Here is a 24,179-nt window from a genome sequence, read left to right on the forward strand (position 1 = left end):
AGAAGTAACAGGACAGTTTCCGCATTCTCAGACTAGTGACCAATAAAGTCAATGGTCACTAATCAGGGGGCCAGGCTTCTTAATACCAGCGAAGAGAGAAGCACCGCCGCAGTGGGGGCCGTTTCGAGGTTATATTGCAGCTGTATGGGATTGATATAAGGGCACATCACCATGTGGATAGCCTGCGTGACCTCATCCAGCGGCGTTTTTCTTTCGAATTCACCCGCCTGCCTGCCTTCAATAATGATGCTCTCAATCAGCTTCATCAGGCCGTCTGTATACCTTTCAGTAGACGGCCATTTGTCCCGTGCGGCGACGGCGGCAATGTCGTAAAGCTTCCGATCGTGGAAAAACAGCTCGCTTCCGGCCTCGGTAAGCGCTTTAAACAGACGGCGTAATTTTTCGCTGGCTGACGGCGCATCCTCGATGGCAGAAAGCACCGCCGCCATGATCAGCTCCAGGCGGTTAGCGCAGATCACTTCGCCAATAGCCTGTTTGGAATCGAAAAACTTATAAATGTAGGACTTAGAGAAACCGATGGATTTCGCGAGTTCGGCGACGGTGGTTTTTTCATAGCCGTAATGCCCGAAGTGCTCAAAAGCCGCTTCGACGATTTGCTCTCTGACAGAATGGTCAAGTGGACCACGTATTGATGGGGCGTTCATATTTTTAGTCATTATTTAAGCTTAGCGTGACAGGCCAGGATTGACAACGAGTGACCATTTCGTCATTTGGTTACTGTTGTTTCCTCATGCGTTCAAACGGGAAGACCCACCCGGTGGGGTAAGTGTATCACTGTTTTTCGCGCATTAAGGCATCTATCTGTCAGCGTTTCAGGGCAATCCTTTGCACTGAAACGACACGGTTTTGCTTAAGTCGATCGTGGACGCAATACTTTTTCAGCGATGAGTAACAGACGCTTACGCGTGACAAACCGGTATAACTGCCCCAGAAGCCAGTTACTGCATCCGGTGATCAGGTAGTTACGGTTGGTATCGACCGCCTTCAACGCCAGCGTAACCACCTTATCCGCTGGCATCCTTTTACCCACCGAGGCTTCTTCCGCATTCACCACATCAAAAAAAGCCGTATCCGTTGCCCCAGGGCAAAGCGCCAACACGCGAATGCCCTTTGCACGGTACTCTCCCCAAAGCGCATTTGAAAAGGAGAGCAGGAAGGCTTTGGTCGCGCCATAAATGGCCATATAGGGATCCGGTTGCATCGCGGCCGTTGAGGCCACATTAATTACCACTCCTGCGCCTTTGCGGAGCATTTCCGGTAGCAAAGCGTGAGTCAGTGCCACGGGGGCCACGCAGTTCACATATATCTCATCACGTTGCCTGTCGATCGACAGCGCTTCGAAGGGGCCATAGGTGGCGAACCCGGCGCAATTAATCAGAATGTCGGGGAAGCGCCTCAGGAGGCCCAGCCGTTCCGCGATGCGGGGAACGGCATCTGATTCCACTAAGTCCTGCACGATAATAGTGATTGATACGCCATGCTTTTTGGCCAGCTCTGCGGCAAGCGCCTGTAGCTTTGGCTCCGAGCGGGCAACCAGGATCAACGACACGCCGCGGGCAGCGAGTTGCCTGGCGAAATCACGACCTATTCCCGACGATGCCCCGGTAATCAACGCTATTTTTCCTGAATAATCAAAAATATTCATACCTCAAATCCCGTTTCCCTGATATGTGTATCACAGGATAAACCGTGCACTTAAGTACACGGTCAAGCGTGATTTTGAAAAGGGGAGGACGACGCGATGCGCATTGGCGAACTGTGTGTGAAAACGGGCTTATCGAAGGAGACGGTCCGTTACTACGAAAGGCAAGGGTTGCTGGAGAAAATCCCGCAACCGAATCGCAGCAACAACTACAAAGTCTACTCCGCCGTCGATTTACAGCGTTTGAAAATGATCAAGCATGCCAAAATGCTGGGCTTTACCCTGGCCGAAATTTCGGATGTTTTAGCTGTCTGGGTCGACGATAAATTTACCGCTGAGCAAAAACAAAGCGCGCTGCGCCGCAAGTTGCAACAGCTGGAAGAGAAGGAAGCCGCATTAACTGAACTCAGATCCAGGCTGGTCAACGCCCTGGATAAGGTGGGTCAGCCTTGTGTCGATGAATTTTAAGCGGGTCTAATCAACATTCACGCTACCGTTTTTTTAGCCAGTCGAGAAAAAACTGGCTAAAGGCCGTGACCTGAAGCGGCTGCAGTTTACGCTGCGGGTAAACAAACTGTAGCCCGACATCTTTGCGGTCGTATCGGCTAAAACCGGTAAAACTTTCAGCAAACAGGACGGTGAGTCTTCCGGCCTCAACATCGTCCTTCACATCCCACCAGGATTTCCCCGCAATGCCAGCGCCGCTGAGCGCCCACTGACGAAGCAATGCCCCGTCGTCGCACACCATGGCTGGCTCTACGCGAACGACACTTTCCTCGCCATCTTTTTCAAAGCGCCATTCGTTCATCACCACGCCCTGAGACTCAAGTGCAAGGCATCGGTGATGGGCTAACTCCGCAAATGTGGCGGGGACGCCGCGGTTGCTAAGATACGCCGCAGAGGCCACCAGCACCCGATGATTTGGGCGGATGTTTCTGACGACCAGGCTGCTGTCCGGCAGGTTACCGAAACGCACGCTCATATCCAGCCGGTTAGCGACCAGATCTTCAACATGTTCTCTTAACGCGATGAAAAATTTCACGTCAGGATGGTGTCGGGAAAATTCCACCACGGCGGGGCTAAGATACTGTCTGCCAAAATCCGAGGGGGCAGAAAGGCGAATATTGCCGCTGAGGACGCCCTCTTTTTGCGTCAGGAGCGACTCGGCATGGCGCATCTCTTCCAGCACGCGCAGCGCGGCATGATAAAACTCTTCTCCGGCACGGGTCAGCGTGATGGATCGCGTTGAACGGTGAAACAGGCGAGTCTGGTAACGTTCTTCAATCGCCTTCAGTCTGGCCGTCATGGTCGCAGGAGAGAGCGACAGCCGTCGTCCGGCGGCGGAAAGCCCCCCAGCCTCGGCCACTTCAACCAGCAATGCCATATCTTCAAGCTTGCCCATTATTCATATTTTCCGAAAAGTGCATCAGTTTTCAGTGTAATTATCAAAATGAAATACCGCCTGTAAAGTGATTTCATCCAAACCATAAGGGATGAAAACATGAACCGTTCCTCACTTTTTGACCGTTACCGGTTGGGTCAGCAGGACCTGAAAAACCGTATCGTTATGGCGCCAATGACCCGCGCGCGTTCCCTTCAGCCAGGCAATATTCCCTCGTCGCTGATGGCGGAATACTACCGGCAGCGGGCCAGCGCGGGTTTAATCATCACCGAAGCCACCCAGATCTCCCCGCAGGGCCAGGGATACTCCTGGACTCCCGGCATCCATTCGCCGGAGCAGGTTTCAGGATGGCAACTCACGACGGGGGCCGTGCATCAGGCGGGCGGGGTGATTTTTTCTCAGCTCTGGCACGTCGGGCGAATGTCGCACGCCAGTTTTCATCAGGATGGTCTGCCCGTGGCCCCGTCAGCGCTGGCACCGGACGCGAAAGTGTGGGTGGTGAACGAAAAGGGCGAAGGCCAAATGGTTGACTGCCCGCAGCCAAGAACGCTGACGCGCAAAGACATTCACGGCATCATCGCGGACTATCGCCAGGCGGCACTGAATGCCGTCCAGGCCGGCTTTGATGGCGTGGAAGTTCACGGCGGAAACGGCTATTTGATTGACCAGTTCCTGCGTCAAACCTCCAATAAACGCACGGACGAGTATGGCGGCACGCTTGCTAACCGGATCCGCTTTGCCCAGGAGGTCTTGTACGCGATTGCGGAGGCCATTGGGCCCGAGCGTACGGGCATCCGCCTTTCGCCGTTTATTACCCAGCGGGGGATGAATGACCCGCAGGTGATCGACGCCATCCTCGCTCTGGCGGCCTGGTGCGAACAACACGGGATAGCATTCATCCACCTGGCGGAAGCCGACTGGGACGACGCGCCGCAGGTACCCGACACTTTCCGTCAATCCCTGCGCGAGACGTTTAGCGGAACGCTTATCGTCGCGGGCAACTATGACCTTAACAAAGCCGAACAAATACTTACGGCTGGCTATGCCGATTTGATTGCCTTCGGACGGCCATTTATTGCCAACCCGGATTTACCCCACCGGCTGGCGCACAAGTTGCCGCTGGCCCAGGTGCGCGATCCCGCTACGCTGTTTGGTGGCAGTGCGACGGGATATACCGATTATCCCACCTTGCCGTTATCCTGATAAATGATTGAGAGAAAATGATGAACTATTCAACCTCTTTTCGTTCTGTTTTATTGCCGCTTATTATTATCGGTCTGTCGGGCGCCGCTTATTCGGCGCAGGAGGAGTGGGTGAAACCACAGCAGCTGATTGTCGATAAAAGCCTGCCGCAGGCGCAATTAGCCGCGAATGAGGCTGCAGCCAGAAAATATGCAACGTTCTGGAATACGGGGACGCCGTCTCTGGCGCGTGAAGCGCTTGCAGTTAACTTTATTGATAAAACGCCGCCGGAAGGGCGTAAACAGGGACCCGAGGGCGCTATTTTAGCCTCCCGGGCATTTCGTACTGCCGTACCTGATTTACGCTGTGACGTTGAGCAGATGATAATTTCCGGTAATCGTGTGGTCTCCCATTTACATTTTCACGGCACGTTTACCGGAACATTCGGCGAGCTGAAAGGAAAGGGGCAGAAAATAGATTTTATCGCCACGGATATCTATGAAATTAATGACGGTAAAATTGTGGCTAACTGGCATATTGAGGACAACCTGACGCTGATGAAACAGCTGGGCGCACTGTAAATTCATCACTCCGGGGGTGCCCCGGAGTGATGCGAAAATCCTATAACCCCAGATCGCTCAGCGAGGGGTGATCGTCCGGGCGTCTGCCCTGCGGCCAGTGGAACAGTCGCTCAGATTCTTTTATTGGCATATCGTTCACGCAGGCAAAACGACGCTTCATCAACCCGTCCGCTTCAAACTCCCAGTTTTCATTGCCGTAGGAACGGTACCAGTTGCCGGAATCATCATGCCATTCATAAGCATAGCGCACCGCGATCCGGTTATCCGTAAATGCCCAGAGCTCCTTAATCAGGCGGTAACCCAGCTCTTTTTTCCACTTCCGTTCCAGAAACGCCTGCGCTTCTTCACGGTTGGTGGCGAATTCTGCGCGGTTGCGCCATTGGGTATCCAGCGAATAGGCCAGTGCGACTTTTGCCGGGTCGCGACTGTTCCAGCCGTCTTCGGCGAGTCTGACTTTTTCGATGGCGCTTTCACGCGTGAAGGGCGGTAAAGGAGGGCGTGTATTCATGGCGATTACCTCAGTGTGATATTATGTAGACAGATCTGTCTACTTGCGTTAATCTATGCCTGAAAAATAACGTTGTCAACATCCCTTTTTGAGGCTGCCGAAAAATGAAAACAGAACCCGCAAGCAACGAGACAAAAATCAGCGTCAGGGATAAAATATTACATACCGCTCACGATCTCTTTTATTCCACGGGCTTCAAGGCAACGGGCGTGGATACGTTGATTAAAGAGGCGAAAGTGACCAAGGTAACTTTCTATCGCCACTTTCCGAGTAAGAGTTTATTGATTCTCGCCTATTTGCACTATCGGCATGAAATATGGATGAACTGGTTTGAGGCCTCATTGCGGCGTAATCTCAACGCCGGTCAGACATCGTCAGAGGCATTATCTGCCGCGCTTTACGAATGGTTTGTTTCACCCGAGTTTCACGGCTGTGCGTTTATTAACGCCAGTGCAGAGGCGAAGTCTGAAGATATTGAAAGTGAAATAAAGGCGATATGCCGTGACCATAAACTCGAAACAAAGAAAATGATTACGTCGCTGACGAAGATCGCTGATGAGCGCGTGATCAACGAAATCATGTTGCTTATTGACGGCGCCATTATTCATGCGCAAATGGGCGTGGAGACGGATGCTGTCCTCCACTCGTTATCACGCGGTCTGGAACAGTTAATGGAAAAATAAGCTTTTCCGGGGGGGGGGGGGTAACGGCTGTAAACACCCGCACCCCAGTAACCGGTACGGGGGCGGGTCTGTTCTTTCCAGCCAGATGCGAGCAGTTCTTTCGCAATATACCGGTTGATAATTCCGTGTCCCATCAGCAGGACGGGTCCGTCGGCATCCTTCGCTGCCTTCATCAGGATCCCCGCCGCCTTAGCGGCACGGATTTTTGCGACGCTAACCGATCTATAAAATATTTTTATGCGCGCGTATTCTGTGGGAATGCGCTGGGCATAACCATTCAGGGTAAAGGAAACGGAAAATGAGAACACAGAAGCGATGTCTGGGGTGCGTGGCTATTGTGGTTGATGACTACGATCGCGCAATTGAATACTACACCGACAAGCTGGGGTTTACCCTTGTCGAGGACACGCCGCAGCAGGATAAACGCTGGGTCGTCGTCACGCCAAATCCGGAAAGCGACTGCAATATTCTGCTGGCACGGGCTTCTAATGAGAGGCAGGAAGCCTTTATCGGCAATCAATGCGGTGGCCGTGTTTTCCTGTTCCTTCAGACGGATGATTTTTGGCGCGATTACCATGCCATGAAAGAAAAAGGCGTTCATTTCTGTGAAGCACCTCGTGAGGAAGAGTACGGTACGGTGGTGGTGTTTGAAGATCTCTACGGCAACCGCTGGGACCTCTTTCAAAAGGCCCAGGGCTGAATCGCACCAGAATATTGGTCACTCCCGCTGCGCCAGAGAAAGCGCGCTGGCGCTGGCGGGATCGAACAGTGACAGGCTCTCTATCTGATTGAGTAAAATCACCTTTCGGAATGACATAGCGCTGCGGGGTTCGGAGTCGAGCGTAATGTCATGCTCCGCATACCACTTGCTGTAATTATTCTCGATGCGCAAATTCATTGTCTTCTCGTCTCTGTACCCGCTTAACATCGGTATCAGCACAATATTGGCCGTGTTTTCGTATTCCAGCGTCGCGGTGTGGATCATGCCGATATATATCCGCCGCGACCGAAGCGTCACCTGCGCCAGCTCGCCTTGCTCCATACACTGATAGAGCAGTTGTTCAATACCGCTCGACTGGGCAAGCCGTTTGTAGAGCTTTTTCCGGCTTTCACCGTCCAGCCTGGCGCTGCCTGCCCAGTTGGAGCGATAGAGGCAAAACAGGATGGCAAACGCCAGCATCACGACCACAGGCGCCTGAATGCCTAAAAAACTCCAGTTCATAAAGTCGATTTGCCAGTCGGTATATTTCGGTGAGGCAAAGTGAAAGGCGTTATTGGCGGCAGAAAGGGCGAGAAGCAGGAGCCAAAGCAGTCCCGTGGCAACCACGCCCTGCAGCACGAAAATACAGCCATAAAGCGCAACAAGGAAATAGACGTCCCAGCCGAAAGAGCGCTTGATTTTAAAGCGCGTCGACAGATCGCGACTGGTGTACCAGTACCCGCATACCATCAGCACCATAAATATCGCCGTTCCCATATCAGGCCCTCTTCAGCGCGTTGACGTGACGCAGAAAATCCTGCCGTACCTCATTGCTTTTGTAGTTCACCGATGCATTCCCGTCCTGGTCGATGATGATGCGGTCACCATCCTCCACGGCTTCGATGATCTCCTGCTGACTCATCACCTGCAGCAAGGATTCAGGGCTTGAGAAAAGAGAAAGAAAGACGCGTTTCATGTCGGTCATCCTGATGAATTTAAAAGGATAAGCCTGGAAGAGGATGGGGGAATTTGCCTTAAGGTTAAACTGAAAAAACATTGCCGGGTGGCGGCTATGCTTTATCCGGTCTATAAAATTTACTGTTTTAGGTGACAATCAACTTATTGATAAATAGGAAAAATAAAAAATATAGCTGCACAAACTTGGACAAATAACATTAATTGTGTAAGTTTTAATTATGCGATTACACCACGTTGTTTACAGCCAGGATGTGACCCATGAGCACTTTGCCCTCTGTCGTGAGTCGGTTTGTTGAGTACTACAGCGCACTGGATAGCCAGCCGCCCTCCGCACTGGTCGGGCTTTATCATTCGGATGCCACGCTAATCGATCCGTTCGGCGAGCACGACGGTATCTTTGCGCTTCAGCGCTATTTCACCCATCTGCTGGCGAATGTCGAAAACTGCCGTTTTACCATTGATCCACCGCTGTGCAGTGAAAACCGCTTTGTTGTGACCTGGGTGATGCGCTGGTCGCACCCGCGCATCGCCGGAGGGGACCCGCTCGAACTGCCAGGCTGTTCGGTGGTGGACACGGAAAAGGGGCTTATCACGCGTCAGCGCGACTACTACGATGCGGGAGAGATGATCTACGAACATCTTCCGCTGCTGGGCTGGGCGGTACGCGGCGTGAAGCGGAGGGTGAAATCATGAAAACGGTGCTGATCACCGGCGCAAGCTCAGGTATTGGCGCCGGGCTGGCGACCTCCTTCGCCGCGGAGGGCTACCACGTGATTGCCTGTGGGCGGGATCCTGCGCGCCTTGAAGCCTTGCATCAGACCTGCCCCAATCTCACGGTTCGCCTGTTCGATATGACAGACAGGGACGCCTGTCGCCAGGCGCTGAGCGGCGTTTACGCCGATCTGGTTATTCTCTGCGCCGGTACCTGCGAGTACCTCGATCGGGGCGTAGTGGACGCGGCGCTGGTGGAGCGGGTTATGAACACCAATTTCCTCGGCCCGGTGAACTGTCTTGCCGCGTTGCAGCCGCAGCTGGTTGCCGGCAACCGCGTGGTGCTGGTGAGTTCGATGGCCCACTGGCTTCCGTTCCCGCGGGCAGAAGCCTACGGCGCGTCTAAAGCCGCGTTGAGCTGGTTTGCGGACAGTCTGCGCCTGGACTGGGAGCCCAAAGGGATTGCCGTCACGGTGATCTCCCCAGGCTTTGTCGATACCCCCCTGACGCGCAAAAACGATTTCGCCATGCCGGGCAGGGTGAGCGTTGACGAGGCGGTCAAGGCGATCCGTTCCGGACTGGCGAAAGGGAAAATGCACATCGCGTTTCCCACCCGGTTCGGCTTCATTTTGCGGCTGCTCTCCAGGCTACCCGCGTTTTTGCAGCGCACACTGCTGCGCAGGATGGTACGTTCATGAAGATTGCGATTATCGGCAGCGGAATTGCCGGACTGACCTGCGCCTGGCGGCTGGCCGGTCACCATCAGGTGACCCTGTTTGAAGCGGGCGCCACGCCTGGCGGCCATACCGCAACGGTAGATGTCTCGACGCCACAGGGCACCTGGGCGATTGATACCGGCTTTATCGTCTACAACGACCGGACCTATCCGCGCTTTATGGGCCTGCTCAGCGAGCTCGGCATCAGCGGGCAAAAAACGCAGATGAGCTTTTCGGTGCACAACCCCCAGACGGGGCTGGAGTACAACGGACACACCCTGACATCGCTGTTTGCCCAGCGCCGAAATCTGGTGAATCCGGCATTCTGGCGTCTGCTCGGAGAGATCGTCCGCTTTAATCGGCTGGCAAAACAGGCGCTGGAAGGGGACGTGGATCCGCACGCCACGCTGGAGACGTTTCTGCAACAGCATGGCTTCACGCCGTTTTTTGCGCGCCACTACATTCTGCCGATGGGCGCCGCCATCTGGTCGTCGTCGTTGCAGGAGATGAAGCGTTTCCCGCTGCCGCTCTTCCTGCGCTTTTTTAATCATCATGGTCTGCTGGATATTACCCATCGTCCGCAGTGGTACGTGGTACCGGGCGGCTCGCGGGAGTACATCCGCTCCATGCTGGAAAAGCTGGGCGACCGCCTGACGTTACGCCTGAACGCGCCGGTGCAGCGTGTCAGCCGCCACAAAGACGGGGTCACGCTTCAGCTCGAAAACGCCAGCCATACCTTCGATCAGGTGATTTTTGCCTGCCACTCCGCCGAGGCGCTGGCCATGCTTGAGGCGCCGACGCCAGCAGAGCGCGAGGTGCTGGGGGATATCGGCTGGCAGCGCAACGAGGTAATTTTGCACAGCGATCCGCGCTGGCTGCCGGTACGCAAGCGCGCGTGGGCCAGCTGGAACTACCGCCTGAGCGAGCATGAGCAGGCCAGCGCCTGCGTCACCTACAACATGAACATTCTGCAAGGGCTGCCAGAGGGGAGCCCGCTGTTCTGCGTCACCCTGAACCCGGAAACGCCGGTGGATGAACGCTTCGTGTTACAGCGCTTTGTTTATGAACATCCGCTGTTTAACCCGCAAAGCTGGCGGGCGCAGGCGCGTCGCGGTGAGATCAACGGTCACCAGCGAAGCTGGTTCTGCGGGGCTTACTGGTACAACGGTTTTCACGAGGATGGCGTGCGCAGCGCGCTGGACGTGGTCAACGCGATCGCGGCCGGAGAGGGGAACTGAGATGAACAGCTGCCTCTATCACGGCGTATTACGCCACCGCCGCCTCCAGCCGAAAACCCACGAATTTCGCTACAGCGTCTTTATGGCCTGGCTGGATCTGGATGAACTGCCACTGCTGGCTGACGTCGGCGTACGGCGCAATCGCTTCGCCGCCGCCGCGTTTTATGACACGGACTATCCGCTGGGTACGCCGCTCAAAGAGAACGTCCTGAACACGCTGGAGGGGCTCACCGGAGAACGTCCCGGCGGACGAGTCATGCTCCTGACGCAGCTGCGCTATTTCGGGTTTCATTTCAATCCGGTCAACTTCTACTACTGCTATGACGAGAAGGGGGCGCTGGGCTGGGTGCTGGCGGAGGTCCGCAACACGCCGTGGAACGAGCGGCATTACTATGCCGTCAACGGTCAGGACGCGCAGCCAACGGAAAAAGCGTTTCACGTTTCCCCCTTCAACCCAATGGACATGATCTACCACTGGCGCTTCAACAACCCGGATAACACGCTGCATATGCACATTGAAAATCATCAGGACGCGAAGGTGTTTGACGCCACGCTGGCGCTACGCCGGGAGCCTCTGACGCGTCCGGCACTGCGTGCGTTACTGCTGCGCATTCCCCTGATGACCCTGAAAACCGTTTTCGCTATTTACTGGCAGGCGCTGAGGCTGTGGCTCAAGCGCGTGCCGCTGCATAACCATCCCGTCAGCAGGAGTGAACGCTCATGACCGATCCCGTCTTTGCGCTAGAACCCGATATCCCGCGCAACGTCCGCATTGCGCGTTGGCTGCTTTTCCGTCTGTTAAGCGGTATTCGTGGCGGCTCGCTCACGCTGCGTGAAGGGGCACAGACATTCCATTTTGGCGAGACATCCTCCGCGCTGCACGCCGACATTCAGATCCTCGCGCCCGGCGTCTACTGGCGCGTCTTAACGGGCGGGAGCCTTGCCGCCGCAGAAGCCTGGATGGATGGCGAATGGGAAACCACGCAACTCACGCCGCTTCTGGAAATCCTGGCCCTTAATGGCGAGGTGCTTGGCCGTCTGGAGAAAGGGTTCCGGCTGCTCGGTAGACCGCTGGAGCGGCTGCGCCACTGGACGCGGCGCAATTCCCGGGCCCAGGCGCGTGAAAATATTGCCGCGCATTACGACCTGGGCAACACCTTTTATTCACATTTTCTGGATAAGGAGCTGCTTTACTCCAGCGCGCTGTTTACTGCGGATGAGCAGGATCTCACGGCGGCGCAGCAGGCCAAAATGGCGCGTCTGTGCGAACAGCTGGCGCTGTGTGAGTCCGATCACCTGCTGGAAATCGGTACCGGCTGGGGGGCGATGGCGGAATACGCGGCACGTCACTACGGCTGTCGGGTAACCACCACCACGCTGTCGCAGGAGCAGTATATCTGGGCAACCGAGCGGATCGCCCGCGCCGGGTTGCAGGACCGCGTTGAGGTTCTGCTTTGTGATTATCGCGACCTCACCGGGCAGTACGACAAGCTGGTCTCGATAGAGATGATTGAAGCCGTCGGGCAACGCTATCTGCCCGTGTTCTTCCGAACCTGTCAGGCGCGGCTGCGCCCGGGTGGCCGGATGGCGATTCAGGCCATTACCATTCAGGACCAGCGCTACCGCGACTACAGCAAAAGCGTCGATTTTATCCAGCGCTACATTTTCCCCGGCGGCTTCCTGCCGAGCATCACAGCGATGAATGAGCTGATGACGCGCCATACCGATTTTGTGGTCCGTAACCTCTTTGACATGGGGCCAGACTATGCCCGCACGCTGGCCCACTGGCGGCAGCGCTTTGTTCATGCCTGGCAGGAGATTGAAAAGCTCGGCTTCGACGAACGGTTCCGCCGTATGTGGCTGTACTACTTTGGCTACTGCGAAGCCGGGTTTAACGCCCGCACCATCAGCGTGGTGCAACTGACCGCCGAACGCGTATGAGACGTTATCTTCAGGTCTTTCTGCTGGCCGTCGGGTTCGATCTTTACTGGGCGCTGGTGGTGATCTTTCGTGAGCAGGGCCTGATTATCTGGCTTGCGCTGGCGGTGCTCGCCTGCCTGTTTTTGCCGCCGGTATACCGCCTTTACGCCATCGGTCTGGCTGCAGCGGGCAGCGTACTGGATGCGCTCTGGGCGTTGACGGGGCTGATTGCCTTCACCGGCGAGTCCCTGATGCCGCTATGGATGGTGGCATTGTGGCTGATGTTCGCCACCGTCTGGACACAGCTTGCTCGCACGACCACGTTACCCGGCTGGCTGCTGACGCTGCTGGCCGCCGTGGGAGGGCCAGTGGCGTACCTGATTGGCGAGCGGCTGGGTGCTATTACCTTTCAGGAGCCGACCTTTATCGTCGTCAGCTGGATGGTGCCGGGCTGGCTGGTATTAATGTTGTTTTTCCACCTGCTGATGGGGAGACAAAAATGAGAGCAGCGGTTTTCCTCCTTTGGCTGACGATGGTGATCCCTGCGGCCCACGCCGCCGACTGGCTGGCCTGGCGTAAGGTGGGTGACGCCACGCTCACCTGGGGCCCGTTTACGGTTTATACCTCCCAGCTGCGCACGCCGGACGGTCGCTACCGCGCGGCGGATCAGGATCAGGCGTTGATTATCACCTACGCGCGCGACATTGAACGTGATGAACTGGTGGAGGCCACGCGCGATCAGTGGCAGGCGCAGGGGATTTTGCAGCGGGAGCCGCAAAGCGAAGGCTGGTTACAGATGCTTCGTTCGCTGTGGCCGGATGTCCGGCCGGGCTCACAGCTGGCGTTTGTCCTCGATGATAAGCAGGGACAGTTCTGGTACCGCGCGTCAGCAACGCAGAAAAGCTTTATTCCACTTGGCCCGCGCCAGTCAGAAGCATTCAGCACGCGCTTTCTGGCCATCTGGCTCGATCCCCGCACGCAATATCCTGAACTGCGTCAGCAGTTACTTGGAGGACAAAAATGAAACGTTTCCTGATGATGGTGCTGGCATTGACCATGCTGCTGGCAGGCTGTAGCACAGAGGTGGCCGAGTATCGCCAGCAGCAGCCACGGCTTGATATCTTCGACTACTTCCAGGGGAAAACCGAAGCGTGGGGCATGGTGCAGGATCGCAGCGGTAAACAGATCCGCCGCTTTCACGTGGAGATTGCCGGGGATGTTATCGGCGATACGCTGACGCTCAATGAGCACTTCGTGTATGACGATGGCGAGAAGCAACAGCGGGTATGGCACATCCGCAGGCTGGGGAACGATCGCTACGAGGGAACGGCGGGGGATATCGAAGGGGTCGCTACGGGGCAGGCGGCAGGTAACGCCTTTAACTGGCATTACAGCATGAAGGTCAAAGCCAATGGCAGTAGCTGGCTATTGAAGTTTGACGACTGGATGTACCTGCAGGATGAGACCCATCTGTTTAATAAAACCGAGATGAAGAAATTTGGCGTCACCGTCGCCACGGTGACGCTGTTCTTTACCCGGAAGACGTGAGTCTAGTCGCGGGCGCTGTAGATTTTGCTGCTCGAGTAGATGAAATACAGCGCAATCCCCAGGCAGATAACCGCGCCCAGACGGCTCGGCGAAAAGGGAATAGCGGGATTACCCAACCAGCCAAAGTTATCTATCAACATGCTCATGGTGAGCTGGCCGAATATCACCGCCACCGTGGCGACGGCGGTGCCGATGCGCTGTACGGCAAGCACCATAATCACGATATAGGGCACGCCAAACATCGCGCCGAGGAGCTGCCATTTGGGTACGTCCAGCAGCGTGACCGCATGCTTAGGCTCAAAGAAAAATATGAGCAGGGCGGTCACCAGTGCGCCGACGGAAAAGGTCAGAAACGCGCTTTTGAATACCCCCACGCTGCTGCCGAGCTGTCCGTTAATCGCGGCCTGAATGCTCAGCGTAGCGCCGCCGCAAACGGCGAGAAGAATCATAATCAGTGTCATACGTTACCCCTGTGCGACCAGAACCAGTGCCGCAATGATGAACCCCAGTGCAATAATGCGCTTCGCATTTATCTTTCTGTGCGGCGAGCCCAGCAGACCGTAGTGGTCAATGATCAGGCTTTTAAAGACCTGACCGGCCAAAATCCCAATCATGGTCATTGCGATGCCGATGGCGGGTGTCGCAACGGTCAGGATGACCACGTACACCGGGCCGAGCACGCCGCCGAGCAACTGCCAGCCGGGCTGGGCAAAAAACGAGGGGCTGTTACGCGGGCTAAAAAACAGCATCAGTAAAAACGTCAGTGCGGCACCGACCCCAAAAATGCTGAACGTGGCCCATAAGTCGCCCACTTCGCCCCCCAATGGCCCCAGTAATCCCGCCTCAATGGAGAGACCCATCCCTCCGGCTATCACCAGTAAAATCAACACAAACTGCATAACGCTTCCTCCGTTTTAAGGCGAAGAAGATTACGTCGGTCGTCCAGTGAGAAAAATGCCATAATGCAGGAAACACCTTTGCAGGAAATGCATTAATGTTCGATGCCAGTAATATCAACGTCCGCGCGCTGCTGATCTTTATTGAGGTCTATGAAGCGCAGAATTTCTCCGTCGTCGCGCGGCGGCAGGGGATATCAGCCTCACAGATTTCGCGCGTTATTCACCAGCTTGAGGATGCCCTCGGTCAGCAGCTGTTCTACCGCAATACGCGCGCGGTGATCCCCACCGAAAGTGGTCATCTGTTTATCCGCTATGCCCGGGCGATGGTCGAAAACGTCGAAGAGGCGCGGCGTGAGCTGGATGAACGTTCGTCGGAACCATCCGGCACAATCCGCATTAATGGGCCGGTATTTTTTGGGCAGAGGCATGTTGCGCCAGGCCTGGCGGAGCTGACCGAGCGTTATCCGCGGTTAAACATTGAGCTCACGCTGACCGATGACTTTATCGACCCGCACCGGGATGCGGCCGATCTTATCTTTCGCATTGGCATGTTGACGGACTCGACGTTCCACGCCCGCATTTTTGGTCAGCAGCGTTACCACCTTGCCGCGTCGCCCGCGTATCTGCGCAAACACGGTGTGCCGGACGATCCGGCCACGCTGAGCGATCATCAATGTCTGGTCTATCGCGGTTCGTCCGGGCCTAACCGCTGGCTGGTGCGTCGCGAGGGGGAGAACTGGATACACTATCCGGTGGTGGCGCGGATGACATCCAATAATGCGGAGTCGTTGCTCACTGCCGCGCTGGGCGGGATGGGAATCGTCCTGTTTCCGGACTGGCTGATTGGCGACAGGCTCCAGCGGGGAGAGCTTGTCGCACTTCTGCCGGAAATGGCGTGTGCGATCAACACGGAGCCGCTGAACATTGCGGCGATCTATCCACATGCACGTCATCCGCCCCTGAACGTCAGGGCGGTGATTGATTATTACGTCGAACGCTTTGGTACGCCGCCGTACTGGCAAACGTAAAGGATTACGCGCCGAGCTCTTTGCGGATAATCTCTGCGCCTGCGCTGAGGGCTCGCAGCTTACCGTTTGCGACGTGACGGGAAAGGGGGGCCATACCGCAGTTGGTCGAAGGGTAAAGCTTGTCGGCATCGACAAACTGCAGCGCTTTACGCAGGGTATCGGCGACTTCCTCCGGCGTTTCAACGGTGTTCGTTGCCACATCAATCGCGCCAACCATCACTTTTTTACCGCGGATCAGCGCCAGCAGATCCATCGGCACGCGGGAGTTGTGGCACTCCAGAGAGATAATGTCGATGTTCGAGGTCTGCAGCTTAGGGAAAGCCTCTTCGTACTGGCGCCACTCAGAGCCGAGCGTTTTTTTCCAGTCGGTATTGGCTTTGATGCCGTAGCCATAGCAGATATGGACCGCAGTTTCGCACTTCAGCCCTTCAATGGCGCGTTCCAGCGCGGCGATGCCCCAGTCGTTGACCTCGTCAAAAAAGACGTTAAATGCCGGTTCGTCGAACTGGATAATATCCACGCCTGCAGCCTCTAGCTCCCGCGCTTCCTGATTGAGGATTTTGGCGAATTCCCAGGCCAGCTTTTCGCGGCTTTTATAGTGCGCGTCGTAAAGGGTGTCGATCATGGTCATCGGTCCGGGGAGGGCCCATTTGATCGGCTTATCCGTGAGCTGGCGCAGGTACTTTGCATCGTCGACGAATACCGGTTTCTGACGTGCCACAGCAGAAACCACGGTCGGCACGCTGGCGTCATAACGGTTACGAATGCGTACCGTCTGGCGGTTTTCAAAATCCACGCCGCTCAGGTGTTCGATAAAGGTGGTGACGAAGTGCTGGCGGGTCTGTTCGCCGTCGCTGACAATGTCGATTCCCGCACGGATCTGCTCATCCAGTGACAAACGCAGCGCATCCTGTTTTCCTGCCAGTAATTCCTGATCCTCTAATTTCCACGGAGACCACAGCGTTTCAGGTTGTGCAAGCCAGGTCGGCTTAGGCAGGCTGCCAGCCGTAGACGTCGGGAGCAATGTTTTCATAATAAAAGACCTATTTTGATGAATTAAAGCGTGTAGTTATCAGACCACTGCTCAAGAATGTGTTTATAAGGCTTAATAAAGTATTCTTCGGTGAATCGACCCTGTTCAATCGCCAGACGGCTTCGTTCTTCACGGTCATAAACAATTTTGGTGAATGAGTGATCCTGCTGGTTCAGATCCGGTCGGAAGCACAGTCCCGCCGACGAGTTGGCGTTATAAATTTCCGGGCGATAGATTTTCTGAAACGTTTCCATCGTGCTGATGGTGGCGATCAGTTCAAGATTGCTGTAATCGTTCAGCAAATCACCGGTATAAAAGAACGCAAAAGGCGCCACGCTGTTTTCTGGCATGAAATAGCGTACCTTCAGGCCCATTTTGGCAAAGTACAGCTCCGTTAATGACTCGCCATCCGGCTGATACTCAATGCCAAGTACAGGATGCTGGTTGCCGGTGCGGCGGTATGTGTCTTTGCTGGAAACGCTGAGGCAGATCACCGGTCCTTTTCTGAAGTTCTCTTTATATTCCGGCGAACTCACAAAATGGCGGAATATGTTGCCGTGCAATTCACCAAACTTTTCCGGAACGCTGAAGTGCTGTTGGTTCTTGTTATGTTCCAGCAGCAGAACGCTGAAATCATAATCCCGCACGTAAGACGAAAAGTTATTGCCGACAATTCCCGGGATACGCAGGTTGTTTTTCTTGTCGACGATGGTGGTTTGCAATATCTCAATGGCCGGGAACGGCTTATCCGCACCAATGTTCAGATCGACGGAGATAATTTCAAGCTCAACCGCGTAGCGATCGGCGTTGGGGTTATCCCAGCGCGCCAGTGCGTTGAAGCGGTTATTGATCATCACCAGGGTATTGCGCAGGTTTTCCTGACGCTTTTCTCCGCGCGCCAGGTTGGCAAAGTTGGTGGTGGTACGCGTATTTTCTGACGGGTTGTAATTCTCATCGAAGCAACTGCGCTTAAGGGTATAGGTGAAAGCTTTGCTCATTGTCGTTATGCATCCTAAGTTCATGTTGCTAAGAAGTTACCGATGCATAATTTATGCCTGACCCCGCGGCGCAGGGGAAGTGACTTAATTTCACTGCAACATGAGCGAAGTTCATGAAGCGTGATACTCGCGTGTTGCTGCCTTCTTGCCGGGTGGCGCTGCGCTTACCCGGCCTACGGTTCAGCGTTGTTTGTAGGCCCGTGCAAGCGCAGCCCCGCCGGGCGAAGCTCGCACTATGTCTGCAATATGTGCTTTGCCGTCGCCGTTAACCCGCTGTAGAGGATTGGCATTTTTTTATTTCTGTTCAATTCCCGCTATAATCCCCAAAATTTCCAACCGGTTTAGAAACGATCATGACAAAACTCACCTTACAAGAGCAGATGCTGAAAGCGGGCCTCGTTAGCAGCAAGAAAGCGGCGAAAGTGCAGCGTACGGCAAAGAAATCACGCGTTCAGGCTCGTGAGGCGCGCGAAGCAGTAGAAGAGAATAAAAAAGCGCAGATCGAGCGTGACAAGCAGCTCAGCGAACAGCAGAAGCAGGCCGTGCTGGCAAAAGAGTTTAAAGCACAGGTGAAGCAGCTGATTGAGATGAACCGCATCACCGTGGCGAAAGGCAATATCACCTTTAACTTCACTGACGGTAATCTGATCAAAAAACTCGACGTCGACAAGCAAACCCAGACTCAGCTGATCAACGGCCGTCTGGCGATTGCCCGTCTGGTGATTAACGCCAGCGGCGACTGTGAATACGCGATTATCCCGGCAGTCGTGGCCGATAAAATTGCCCAGCGTGATGCCGACTGCATTGTGTTAAACAGCGCGCTCAGTCAGGAAGAGCAGGATGAAGACGATCCCTACGCGGACTTCAAAATCCCTGACGATTTGATGTGGTAAACCGCCGTCAGAACGGGGCGGTGTGACGGGCAGTAACCGGCTCGCCGCTTACCGGATGAATAAAATTCAGCTCGCAGGCATGTAGCATCAGCCGGGGCGTGATTTCCGCCCCTGGCGCGTCAAGACCGCCATACAGATCGCAGCCCAGAATCGGGTGCCCCAGCTGCTGGCAATGAATACGCAGCTGATGGGTTCGCCCGGTTTCCGGGGTAAGCGTCACCCGCGTTAATGGCACTCCCGTTCCCTGATAAAAACGTTCCACCACCCGATAACGGGAGCGGGCGGGTTTACCGTTAATGGCGCAGATTGACATCAGCGGGAACAGCGCCGGATCTTTGGCAATCGGGGCATCTATCACGCCCTCATCGTTTTCCAGATGTCCGCAAAGCAGGGCGCTGTAAACTTTCTCCACGCTGCGCTGGCTGAACTGCTGGCAGAGCGCCGCATTGATCGCTTTATTACGCGCAATCACCATCAGCCCGGACGTGCCGAAATCGAGACGATGTACCAGCGTGCAGCCCGGGAACGTCTGAACCAGACGATAATGGACAGAATCAAGGTTTTGCGGATTTTTCCCCGAGAGGCTGAGCAGACCGGAAGGCTTATTGATCAGCAGCAAATGTTCATCCTGCCAGAGGATCTCGATGTCGTCATGACACGGTGGGGCAATAAAAGAATCAATAATCGCAGACATCAGGCCGCCCGGCTGGAGAGTGGGAGCGGATGATAACGAAATGTGGAGAAAAGAAAAACCCTCCCACCGGGCGGTGAGAGGGGGAAATCTTAGGCGGCAACCAGGCTGTCGATCGCGGCTTTGGCGTCGGTCTGCGCTTTCGTTGCCACTTCAGGACCGTAAGCGATGCCTTCCGCGAACACGAAGTTCACGTCAGTGATGCCGATGAAGCCCAGGAACAGGCTCAGGTACGGCGCAACCAGGTCGGTTGGGGTGTCTTTATGGATACCGCCGCGGCTGGTCAGTACGATCGCACGCTTGCCTTTCACCAGACCTTCAGGGCCGTTTTCAGTGTAACGGAAGGTTACGCCAGCACGCGCCACCAGGTCGAAGTAGTTCTTCAGCTGAGTAGGGATGTTGAAGTTGTACATTGGGGCGTTAATCACGATAACGTCGTGCGCCTGCAGCTCAGCAATCAGTTCGTCGGACAGGGCCAGGGCTTCCTGCTGACGCGGGCTCAGCGGAGCATCGCTCGGACGCAGCGCGCCAACCAGTTCACCGTCCAGCACAGGAATAGGGTTTGCCGCCAGGTCGCGCACGGTGATTTCGTCAGCGGAATGCTGTTCACGCCACTGTTCAACGAAATAATCAGACAGCTGACCAGACTGAGAGTACCCTGCCAGAATACTGGATTTCAACACTAATACTTTGCTCATGGGTGATTCCTGTTTTTGCATTTGATTGAAGGGGGTTGCCCCGTTGCTTGTTGACACTCTATTCACAATCCTGCCACAGAGATAGCGCAATATATCGAAGTCTATGTTCGAATTTTTTGAATAAGGCGTAGAAAGCGTCAATGTGGTACTCTATAGCAATCATTAAAAAGAGATTTTACCCGGCAGAGCACTGCCCATTAACGCTATGACAGAACACCAAAAAATCACCTTCCCGATGCTCCTGCAAAGGCTTGATGCCCTGATGCTGCGCGATAAACAGCGGTTTGCGCGTCGTCTGCACGGCGTGAAGAAGGTTAAAAATCCTGATGCACAACAGGCCATTTATCAGGAGATGGCGAAAGAGATTGAACAGGCAGCAGGGAAAGTTGTGCTGCGCGAAGCTGCACGTCCGGCAATTACCTACCCGGAAAACCTGCCTGTCAGTCAGAAAAAACAGGACATCCTGGAAGCCGTGCGCGACCACCAGGTGGTAATTGTCGCAGGGGAAACCGGTTCGGGGAAAACCACTCAGCTGCCGAAAATCTGCATGGAGCTGGGGCGCGGGGTGAAAGGTCTGATTGGCCACACCCAGCCGCGTCGTCTGGCGGCGCGTACCGTGGCGAACCGTATTGCCGAAGAGCTGCAAACCGAGCCGGGCGGCTGCATCGGTTACAAGGTGCGATTCAGCGACCACGTCAGCGATAACACCATAGTCAAGCTGATGACTGACGGTATCCTGCTGGCGGAAATCCAGCAGGATCGCCTGCTGATGCAGTACGACACCATCATCATCGACGAAGCGCACGAGCGCAGCCTGAACATTGACTTCCTGCTCGGTTACCTGAAAGAACTGCTGCCGCGTCGTCCGGATCTGAAAATCATCATCACCTCCGCGACCATCGACCCGGAGCGCTTCTCGAAGCATTTCAACAATGCGCCGATAATTGAAGTGTCAGGACGCACGTACCCGGTGGAAGTGCGCTATCGCCCGATTGTCGAAGAGGCGGATGATACCGAGCGCGACCAGCTCCAGGCCATCTTCGACGCTGTCGACGAACTGGGCAACGAAAGTGCGGGCGACATTCTGATCTTTATGAGCGGCGAGCGCGAAATTCGCGACACCGCCGATGCGCTCAGCAAGCGCGATCTGCGTCATACGGAGATCCTGCCCCTGTACGCGCGCCTGTCGAACAGCGAGCAGAACCGCGTGTTCCAGCCGCACGGCGGACGCCGCATTGTACTAGCGACCAACGTGGCGGAAACCTCGCTGACCGTACCGGGGATCAAATACGTGATCGACCCGGGCACGGCGCGTATCAGCCGCTACAGCTACCGCACCAAGGTGCAACGCCTGCCAATAGAGCCGGTTTCTCAGGCGTCGGCCAACCAGCGTAAAGGCCGCTGCGGTCGTGTGTCGGAAGGGATCTGTATTCGTCTCTATTCCGAAGACGATTTCCTGTCGCGCCCGGAGTTTACCGACCCGGAAATTCTGCGTACCAACCTGGCGTCCGTTATCCTGCAGATGACCGCCCTGGGGCTGGGCGACATCGCGGCGTTCCCGTTCGTGGAGGCGCCGGACAAACGCAACATTCAGGACGGTGTCCGCCTGCTGGAAGAGTTGGGGGCCATTACCACCGACGAGCAGGCTACGGTCTATAAACTGACGCCGCTGGGTCGTCAGCTCAGCCAGTTGCCGGTCGACCCGCGTCTGGCGCGCATGGTGCTGGAAGCCCAGAAGCACGGCTGCGTGCGCGAGGCGATGATTATTACCTCTGCGCTCTCCATTCAGGATCCGCGCGAGCGTCCGATGGATAAACAGCAGGCGTCAGATGAAAAACACCGTCGCTTCCACGACAAAGAGTCCGATTTCCTCGCCTTCGTGAACCTGTGGAACTATCTCGGCGAGCAGCAGAAAGCGCTCTCCTCGAACCAGTTCCGCCGCCAGTGCCGCGTGGATTTCCTCAACTACCTGCGCGTGCGCGAGTGGCAGGATATCTACACTCAGCTGCGCCAGGTGGTGAAAGAGCTGGGCATTCCGGTGAACAGCGAGCCGGCGGAGTACCGTGAAATTCATATCGCGCTGCTGACCGGCCTGCTGTCCCACATTGGGATGAAGGACGCAGAGAAGCAGGAGTATACCGGCGCGCGCAATGCCCGTTTCTCCATCTTCCCCGGTTCCGGCTTATTCAAGAAGCCGCCGAAGTGGACCATGGTGGCCGAGCTGGTGGAAACCAGCCGCCTGTGGGGACGCATTGCCGCGCGGATCGACCCGGAATGGGTTGAGCCAGTCGCGCAGCATCTGCTGAAACGCTCATACAGTGAACCACACTGGGAGCGTGCGCAGGGGGCAGTGATGGCGACCGAGAAGGTGACCGTTTATGGCCTGCCGGTGGTGGCCGCGCGTAAGGTCAACTACAGCCAGATTGACCCGGCGCTCAGCCGCGAGCTGTTTATCCGCCACGCGCTGGTGGAGGGCGACTGGCAGACGCGCCATGCGTTCTTCCGCGAAAACCTGAAGCTGCGCGCCGAGGTGGAAGAGCTTGAGCATAAATCCCGCCGTCGCGACATCCTGGTAGACGACGAGGCGCTGTTCGAGTTTTACGATCAGCGCATTAGTCACGATGTGATTTCCGCCCGCCACTTTGACAGCTGGTGGAAGAAGGCCAGTAAAGAGACGCCGGACCTGCTCAATTTTGAAAAGAGCATGTTGATTAAAGAGGGGGCGGAGTCGGTCAGCAAGCTCGACTACCCGAACTTCTGGCATCAGGGCAATCTCAAGCTGCGTCTGACCTATCAGTTTGAACCGGGGGCCGATGCGGACGGCGTGACCGTCCACATTCCGCTGCCGCTGTTAAACCAGGTCGACGAGAGCGGGTTTGAATGGCAGATCCCCGGCCTGCGCCGCGAGCTGGTCATTGCGCTGATTAAATCGCTGCCGAAACCGGTGCGGCGTAATTTTGTGCCTGCGCCGAACTACGCGGAAGCGTTTTTGGGCCGCGTCACGCCGCTGGAGCTGCCGCTGCTGGACGCGCTGGAGCGAGAATTCCGCCGCATGACTGGGACGACCATTGACCGCGAAGACTGGAACTGGGATCAGGTACCCGATCACCTGAAAATCAGCTTCCGCGTGGTGGATGATAAAAACAAAAAGCTGCTGGAAGGGCGTTCCCTGAGCGAGCTAAAAGAGGCGCTGAAAGGCAAAGTCCAGGAGACGCTCTCTGCGGTGGCGGACGACGGTATCGAGCAGAGCGGGCTGCATATCTGGAGCTTTGGTCAGCTTCCGGAAAGCTACGAGCAAAAACGCGGTAACTATAAGGTGAAAGCCTGGCCAGCGCTGGTGGACGAGCGCGACAGCGTGGCGATCAAACTGTTTGATAACCCGCAGGAACAGCAGCAGATGATGTGGCGCGGGCTGCGTCGCCTGCTGCTGCTGAACATTCCGTCGCCGATTAAATATCTGCACGAGAAGTTGCCGAACAAGGCCAAGCTGGGTCTGTACTTTAACCCGTACGGCAAAGTGCTGGATCTGATTGACGACTGCATCTCCTGCGGCGTGGACAAACTGATCCACGAGGCGGGCGGTCCGGTCTGGACGGAAGAGGGCTTTGCTCAGCTTCATGAAAAGGTCCGCGCGGAGCTCAACGACACCGTGGTGGAGATTGCCAAACAGGTCGAGCAGATCCTCACCGCCGTGTTCAACATCAACAAGCGCCTGAAGGGGCGCGTGGATATGACCATGGCGCTGGGGCTGTCGGACGTGAAGGCGCAGATGGCGGGGCTGGTGTATCGTGGCTTTGTCACCGGCAACGGCTTCAACCGTCTCGGCGATACGCTGCGCTATCTGCAGGCAATTGAAAAACGTCTGGAGAAAATGGCCATCGACCCGCACCGCGATCGCGCGCAGATGTTGAAAGTGGAAAGCGTGCAGCAGGCGTGGCAGCAGTGGCTAAACAAGCTGCCGCCAGCGCGCCGCGACGATGAAGACGTGCAGGCGATCCGCTGGATGATCGAGGAGCTGCGCGTCAGCTTCTTTGCCCAGCAGCTCGGTACGCCGTATCCGATTTCGGATAAGCGTATCCTGCAGGCGATGGAGCAGATGTCTGGCTAAA

28 protein-coding genes are annotated in these 24,179 nt (G+C 55.8%); 16 read left to right on the forward strand and 12 right to left on the reverse strand.

All coding sequences use genetic code 11. From position 1 onward, the window contains the following. Nucleotides 1-62: 62 nt before the first annotated feature. Together AAER43_RS11200 and AAER43_RS11205 are read right to left on the reverse strand one after the other, a co-directional pair. Entirely contained in the window at nt 63-677 is a 615-nt protein-coding gene (locus AAER43_RS11200) for a TetR/AcrR family transcriptional regulator (protein WP_014883733.1), read from the reverse strand. Between the two features lie 194 nt (nt 678-871). Then, the gene (locus tag AAER43_RS11205) at nt 872-1,666 is read right to left on the reverse strand and encodes an SDR family oxidoreductase (protein WP_045135147.1); all 795 of its coding nucleotides are present in this window, start codon (nt 1,664-1,666) and stop codon (nt 872-874) included. Between the two features lie 96 nt (nt 1,667-1,762). Between AAER43_RS11205 and AAER43_RS11210 the strand changes: the two genes are divergently transcribed. After that, a complete protein-coding gene (locus tag AAER43_RS11210; RefSeq protein WP_045135148.1) occupies nt 1,763-2,131 on the forward strand; it encodes a MerR family transcriptional regulator in 369 nt (122 codons plus the stop codon). A gap of 22 nt (nt 2,132-2,153) precedes the next feature. Here AAER43_RS11210 and AAER43_RS11215 read toward each other — a convergent pair whose 3' ends face one another. Next, nucleotides 2,154-3,065, reverse strand: coding sequence for a LysR family transcriptional regulator (locus tag AAER43_RS11215; RefSeq protein WP_050863015.1), 912 nt, complete (start codon nt 3,063-3,065; stop codon nt 2,154-2,156). Between the two features lie 99 nt (nt 3,066-3,164). Here AAER43_RS11215 and AAER43_RS11220 point away from each other — a divergent pair, with 99 nt between their 5' ends. Together AAER43_RS11220 and AAER43_RS11225 are read left to right on the forward strand one after the other, a co-directional pair. After that, nucleotides 3,165-4,268: an alkene reductase gene (locus AAER43_RS11220; RefSeq protein ID WP_049010923.1), complete on the forward strand. Its 1,104-nt coding sequence runs from the start codon at nt 3,165-3,167 to the stop codon at nt 4,266-4,268. Between the two features lie 20 nt (nt 4,269-4,288). Continuing rightward, nucleotides 4,289-4,828, forward strand: coding sequence for an ester cyclase (locus AAER43_RS11225; RefSeq protein WP_032628944.1), 540 nt, complete (start codon nt 4,289-4,291; stop codon nt 4,826-4,828). A gap of 40 nt (nt 4,829-4,868) precedes the next feature. Here AAER43_RS11225 and AAER43_RS11230 read toward each other — a convergent pair whose 3' ends face one another. Next, nucleotides 4,869-5,336: a nuclear transport factor 2 family protein gene (locus AAER43_RS11230; protein WP_014883739.1), complete on the reverse strand. Its 468-nt coding sequence runs from the start codon at nt 5,334-5,336 to the stop codon at nt 4,869-4,871. Nucleotides 5,337-5,440: 104 nt separating this feature from the next. Between AAER43_RS11230 and AAER43_RS11235 the strand changes: the two genes are divergently transcribed. Further along, nucleotides 5,441-6,019: a TetR/AcrR family transcriptional regulator gene (locus AAER43_RS11235; protein ID WP_023330349.1), complete on the forward strand. Its 579-nt coding sequence runs from the start codon at nt 5,441-5,443 to the stop codon at nt 6,017-6,019. Between the two features lie 298 nt (nt 6,020-6,317). Continuing rightward, nucleotides 6,318-6,719, forward strand: a complete 402-nt coding sequence (locus tag AAER43_RS11240; protein ID WP_023330350.1) for a VOC family protein — start codon at nt 6,318-6,320, stop codon at nt 6,717-6,719. 18 nt (nt 6,720-6,737) lie between these two features. On the opposite strand, the gene AAER43_RS11245 is transcribed toward AAER43_RS11240, so the two are convergent. Beyond that, a complete protein-coding gene (locus AAER43_RS11245; RefSeq protein ID WP_023330351.1) occupies nt 6,738-7,496 on the reverse strand; it encodes a hypothetical protein in 759 nt (252 codons plus the stop codon). 1 nt (nt 7,497) lies between these two features. Further along, a complete protein-coding gene (locus AAER43_RS11250; RefSeq protein ID WP_014883742.1) occupies nt 7,498-7,695 on the reverse strand; it encodes a hypothetical protein in 198 nt (65 codons plus the stop codon). A 260-nt stretch (nt 7,696-7,955) separates the two neighbouring features. Between AAER43_RS11250 and AAER43_RS11255 the strand changes: the two genes are divergently transcribed. The 8 genes from AAER43_RS11255 to AAER43_RS11290 are packed head-to-tail and all read left to right on the forward strand — an operon-like array spanning nt 7,956 to nt 13,830. Then, nucleotides 7,956-8,390, forward strand: coding sequence for a nuclear transport factor 2 family protein (locus tag AAER43_RS11255; RefSeq protein ID WP_050863016.1), 435 nt, complete (start codon nt 7,956-7,958; stop codon nt 8,388-8,390). Further along, nucleotides 8,387-9,106 carry an SDR family NAD(P)-dependent oxidoreductase gene (locus tag AAER43_RS11260; RefSeq protein ID WP_014883744.1) on the forward strand — a complete coding sequence of 240 codons (720 nt, stop codon included), beginning with the start codon at nt 8,387-8,389 and terminating at the stop codon, nt 9,104-9,106. The genes AAER43_RS11255 and AAER43_RS11260 overlap by 4 nt, the downstream gene beginning before the upstream one ends. Further along, nucleotides 9,103-10,362 carry an FAD-dependent oxidoreductase gene (locus AAER43_RS11265; RefSeq protein ID WP_050863017.1) on the forward strand — a complete coding sequence of 420 codons (1,260 nt, stop codon included), beginning with the start codon at nt 9,103-9,105 and terminating at the stop codon, nt 10,360-10,362. Before AAER43_RS11260 ends, AAER43_RS11265 begins: the two co-directional genes overlap by 4 nt. A gap of 1 nt (nt 10,363) precedes the next feature. Then, a complete protein-coding gene (locus AAER43_RS11270; RefSeq protein WP_050863018.1) occupies nt 10,364-11,086 on the forward strand; it encodes a DUF1365 domain-containing protein in 723 nt (240 codons plus the stop codon). Then, the gene (locus AAER43_RS11275) at nt 11,083-12,303 is read left to right on the forward strand and encodes a cyclopropane-fatty-acyl-phospholipid synthase family protein (protein ID WP_014883747.1); all 1,221 of its coding nucleotides are present in this window, start codon (nt 11,083-11,085) and stop codon (nt 12,301-12,303) included. The genes AAER43_RS11270 and AAER43_RS11275 overlap by 4 nt, the downstream gene beginning before the upstream one ends. Then, nucleotides 12,300-12,785: a DUF2878 domain-containing protein gene (locus tag AAER43_RS11280; RefSeq protein WP_014883748.1), complete on the forward strand. Its 486-nt coding sequence runs from the start codon at nt 12,300-12,302 to the stop codon at nt 12,783-12,785. Before AAER43_RS11275 ends, AAER43_RS11280 begins: the two co-directional genes overlap by 4 nt. Then, nucleotides 12,782-13,306 carry a hypothetical protein gene (locus tag AAER43_RS11285; protein ID WP_014883749.1) on the forward strand — a complete coding sequence of 175 codons (525 nt, stop codon included), beginning with the start codon at nt 12,782-12,784 and terminating at the stop codon, nt 13,304-13,306. The genes AAER43_RS11280 and AAER43_RS11285 overlap by 4 nt, the downstream gene beginning before the upstream one ends. Next, complete coding sequence (locus AAER43_RS11290; RefSeq protein WP_014883750.1) at nt 13,303-13,830, forward strand: DUF3833 domain-containing protein; 528 nt, start codon at nt 13,303-13,305, stop codon at nt 13,828-13,830. The genes AAER43_RS11285 and AAER43_RS11290 overlap by 4 nt, the downstream gene beginning before the upstream one ends. A 2-nt stretch (nt 13,831-13,832) precedes the next feature. Here AAER43_RS11290 and AAER43_RS11295 read toward each other — a convergent pair whose 3' ends face one another. Further along, nucleotides 13,833-14,291 carry a DMT family transporter gene (locus AAER43_RS11295; protein ID WP_023330358.1) on the reverse strand — a complete coding sequence of 153 codons (459 nt, stop codon included), beginning with the start codon at nt 14,289-14,291 and terminating at the stop codon, nt 13,833-13,835. Between the two features lie 3 nt (nt 14,292-14,294). Beyond that, nucleotides 14,295-14,729, reverse strand: coding sequence for a DMT family transporter (locus AAER43_RS11300; protein ID WP_014883752.1), 435 nt, complete (start codon nt 14,727-14,729; stop codon nt 14,295-14,297). A 95-nt stretch (nt 14,730-14,824) separates the two neighbouring features. Between AAER43_RS11300 and AAER43_RS11305 the strand changes: the two genes are divergently transcribed. Next, a complete protein-coding gene (locus AAER43_RS11305; protein WP_023330359.1) occupies nt 14,825-15,757 on the forward strand; it encodes a LysR family transcriptional regulator in 933 nt (310 codons plus the stop codon). A 4-nt stretch (nt 15,758-15,761) separates the two neighbouring features. Here AAER43_RS11305 and AAER43_RS11310 read toward each other — a convergent pair whose 3' ends face one another. Further along, nucleotides 15,762-16,790, reverse strand: coding sequence for a methionine synthase (locus AAER43_RS11310; protein WP_014883754.1), 1,029 nt, complete (start codon nt 16,788-16,790; stop codon nt 15,762-15,764). A gap of 23 nt (nt 16,791-16,813) precedes the next feature. Beyond that, complete coding sequence (locus AAER43_RS11315; protein ID WP_014883755.1) at nt 16,814-17,788, reverse strand: DUF1852 domain-containing protein; 975 nt, start codon at nt 17,786-17,788, stop codon at nt 16,814-16,816. A gap of 353 nt (nt 17,789-18,141) precedes the next feature. Between AAER43_RS11315 and AAER43_RS11320 the strand changes: the two genes are divergently transcribed. Continuing rightward, nucleotides 18,142-18,681, forward strand: coding sequence for a DUF2058 domain-containing protein (locus AAER43_RS11320; protein ID WP_032636630.1), 540 nt, complete (start codon nt 18,142-18,144; stop codon nt 18,679-18,681). Between the two features lie 7 nt (nt 18,682-18,688). Here AAER43_RS11320 and AAER43_RS11325 read toward each other — a convergent pair whose 3' ends face one another. Both AAER43_RS11325 and azoR read right to left on the reverse strand, forming a co-directional pair. Beyond that, nucleotides 18,689-19,375, reverse strand: a complete 687-nt coding sequence (locus AAER43_RS11325; protein WP_023330362.1) for an RluA family pseudouridine synthase — start codon at nt 19,373-19,375, stop codon at nt 18,689-18,691. A gap of 89 nt (nt 19,376-19,464) precedes the next feature. After that, nucleotides 19,465-20,070, reverse strand: coding sequence for an FMN-dependent NADH-azoreductase (gene azoR / locus AAER43_RS11330; protein WP_008502313.1), 606 nt, complete (start codon nt 20,068-20,070; stop codon nt 19,465-19,467). 205 nt (nt 20,071-20,275) lie between these two features. Here azoR and hrpA point away from each other — a divergent pair, with 205 nt between their 5' ends. Next, on the forward strand, nt 20,276-24,178 hold the full coding sequence (hrpA, locus tag AAER43_RS11335; RefSeq protein ID WP_050863020.1) for an ATP-dependent RNA helicase HrpA: 3,903 nt from the start codon (nt 20,276-20,278) through the stop codon (nt 24,176-24,178). Nucleotide 24,179: the final 1 nt, after the last annotated feature.

It is taken from the genome of Enterobacter sp. FUJ80071 (assembly GCF_038739915.1).
Classification (GTDB): Bacteria; Pseudomonadota; Gammaproteobacteria; order Enterobacterales; family Enterobacteriaceae; genus Enterobacter; species Enterobacter kobei.

Bases quoted from the DNA above. Each gene is read 5' to 3' on its own strand.
- AAER43_RS11300 (WP_014883752.1), bottom strand. From the start codon at position 14,729: ATGCAGTTTGTGTTGATTTTACTGGTGATAGCCGGAGGGATGGGTCTC.
- AAER43_RS11290 (WP_014883750.1), top strand. From the start codon at position 13,303: ATGAAACGTTTCCTGATGATGGTGCTGGCATTGACCATGCTGCTGGCA.
- AAER43_RS11245 (WP_023330351.1), bottom strand. From the start codon at position 7,496: ATGGGAACGGCGATATTTATGGTGCTGATGGTATGCGGGTACTGGTAC.
- AAER43_RS11280 (WP_014883748.1), top strand. From the start codon at position 12,300: ATGAGACGTTATCTTCAGGTCTTTCTGCTGGCCGTCGGGTTCGATCTT.
- AAER43_RS11325 (WP_023330362.1), bottom strand. From the start codon at position 19,375: ATGTCTGCGATTATTGATTCTTTTATTGCCCCACCGTGTCATGACGAC.
- AAER43_RS11235 (WP_023330349.1), top strand. From the start codon at position 5,441: ATGAAAACAGAACCCGCAAGCAACGAGACAAAAATCAGCGTCAGGGAT.
- AAER43_RS11285 (WP_014883749.1), top strand. From the start codon at position 12,782: ATGAGAGCAGCGGTTTTCCTCCTTTGGCTGACGATGGTGATCCCTGCG.
- AAER43_RS11230 (WP_014883739.1), bottom strand. From the start codon at position 5,336: ATGAATACACGCCCTCCTTTACCGCCCTTCACGCGTGAAAGCGCCATC.
- AAER43_RS11260 (WP_014883744.1), top strand. From the start codon at position 8,387: ATGAAAACGGTGCTGATCACCGGCGCAAGCTCAGGTATTGGCGCCGGG.
- AAER43_RS11220 (WP_049010923.1), top strand. From the start codon at position 3,165: ATGAACCGTTCCTCACTTTTTGACCGTTACCGGTTGGGTCAGCAGGAC.
- AAER43_RS11255 (WP_050863016.1), top strand. From the start codon at position 7,956: ATGAGCACTTTGCCCTCTGTCGTGAGTCGGTTTGTTGAGTACTACAGC.
- AAER43_RS11250 (WP_014883742.1), bottom strand. From the start codon at position 7,695: ATGAAACGCGTCTTTCTTTCTCTTTTCTCAAGCCCTGAATCCTTGCTG.
- AAER43_RS11305 (WP_023330359.1), top strand. From the start codon at position 14,825: ATGTTCGATGCCAGTAATATCAACGTCCGCGCGCTGCTGATCTTTATT.
- AAER43_RS11270 (WP_050863018.1), top strand. From the start codon at position 10,364: ATGAACAGCTGCCTCTATCACGGCGTATTACGCCACCGCCGCCTCCAG.
- AAER43_RS11240 (WP_023330350.1), top strand. From the start codon at position 6,318: ATGAGAACACAGAAGCGATGTCTGGGGTGCGTGGCTATTGTGGTTGAT.
- AAER43_RS11315 (WP_014883755.1), bottom strand. From the start codon at position 17,788: ATGAGCAAAGCTTTCACCTATACCCTTAAGCGCAGTTGCTTCGATGAG.
- AAER43_RS11210 (WP_045135148.1), top strand. From the start codon at position 1,763: ATGCGCATTGGCGAACTGTGTGTGAAAACGGGCTTATCGAAGGAGACG.
- azoR (WP_008502313.1), bottom strand. From the start codon at position 20,070: ATGAGCAAAGTATTAGTGTTGAAATCCAGTATTCTGGCAGGGTACTCT.
- AAER43_RS11275 (WP_014883747.1), top strand. From the start codon at position 11,083: ATGACCGATCCCGTCTTTGCGCTAGAACCCGATATCCCGCGCAACGTC.
- AAER43_RS11320 (WP_032636630.1), top strand. From the start codon at position 18,142: ATGACAAAACTCACCTTACAAGAGCAGATGCTGAAAGCGGGCCTCGTT.
- AAER43_RS11265 (WP_050863017.1), top strand. From the start codon at position 9,103: ATGAAGATTGCGATTATCGGCAGCGGAATTGCCGGACTGACCTGCGCC.
- AAER43_RS11295 (WP_023330358.1), bottom strand. From the start codon at position 14,291: ATGACACTGATTATGATTCTTCTCGCCGTTTGCGGCGGCGCTACGCTG.
- AAER43_RS11310 (WP_014883754.1), bottom strand. From the start codon at position 16,790: ATGAAAACATTGCTCCCGACGTCTACGGCTGGCAGCCTGCCTAAGCCG.
- hrpA (WP_050863020.1), top strand. From the start codon at position 20,276: ATGACAGAACACCAAAAAATCACCTTCCCGATGCTCCTGCAAAGGCTT.
- AAER43_RS11215 (WP_050863015.1), bottom strand. From the start codon at position 3,065: ATGGGCAAGCTTGAAGATATGGCATTGCTGGTTGAAGTGGCCGAGGCT.
- AAER43_RS11225 (WP_032628944.1), top strand. From the start codon at position 4,289: ATGAACTATTCAACCTCTTTTCGTTCTGTTTTATTGCCGCTTATTATT.
- AAER43_RS11200 (WP_014883733.1), bottom strand. From the start codon at position 677: ATGACTAAAAATATGAACGCCCCATCAATACGTGGTCCACTTGACCAT.
- AAER43_RS11205 (WP_045135147.1), bottom strand. From the start codon at position 1,666: ATGAATATTTTTGATTATTCAGGAAAAATAGCGTTGATTACCGGGGCA.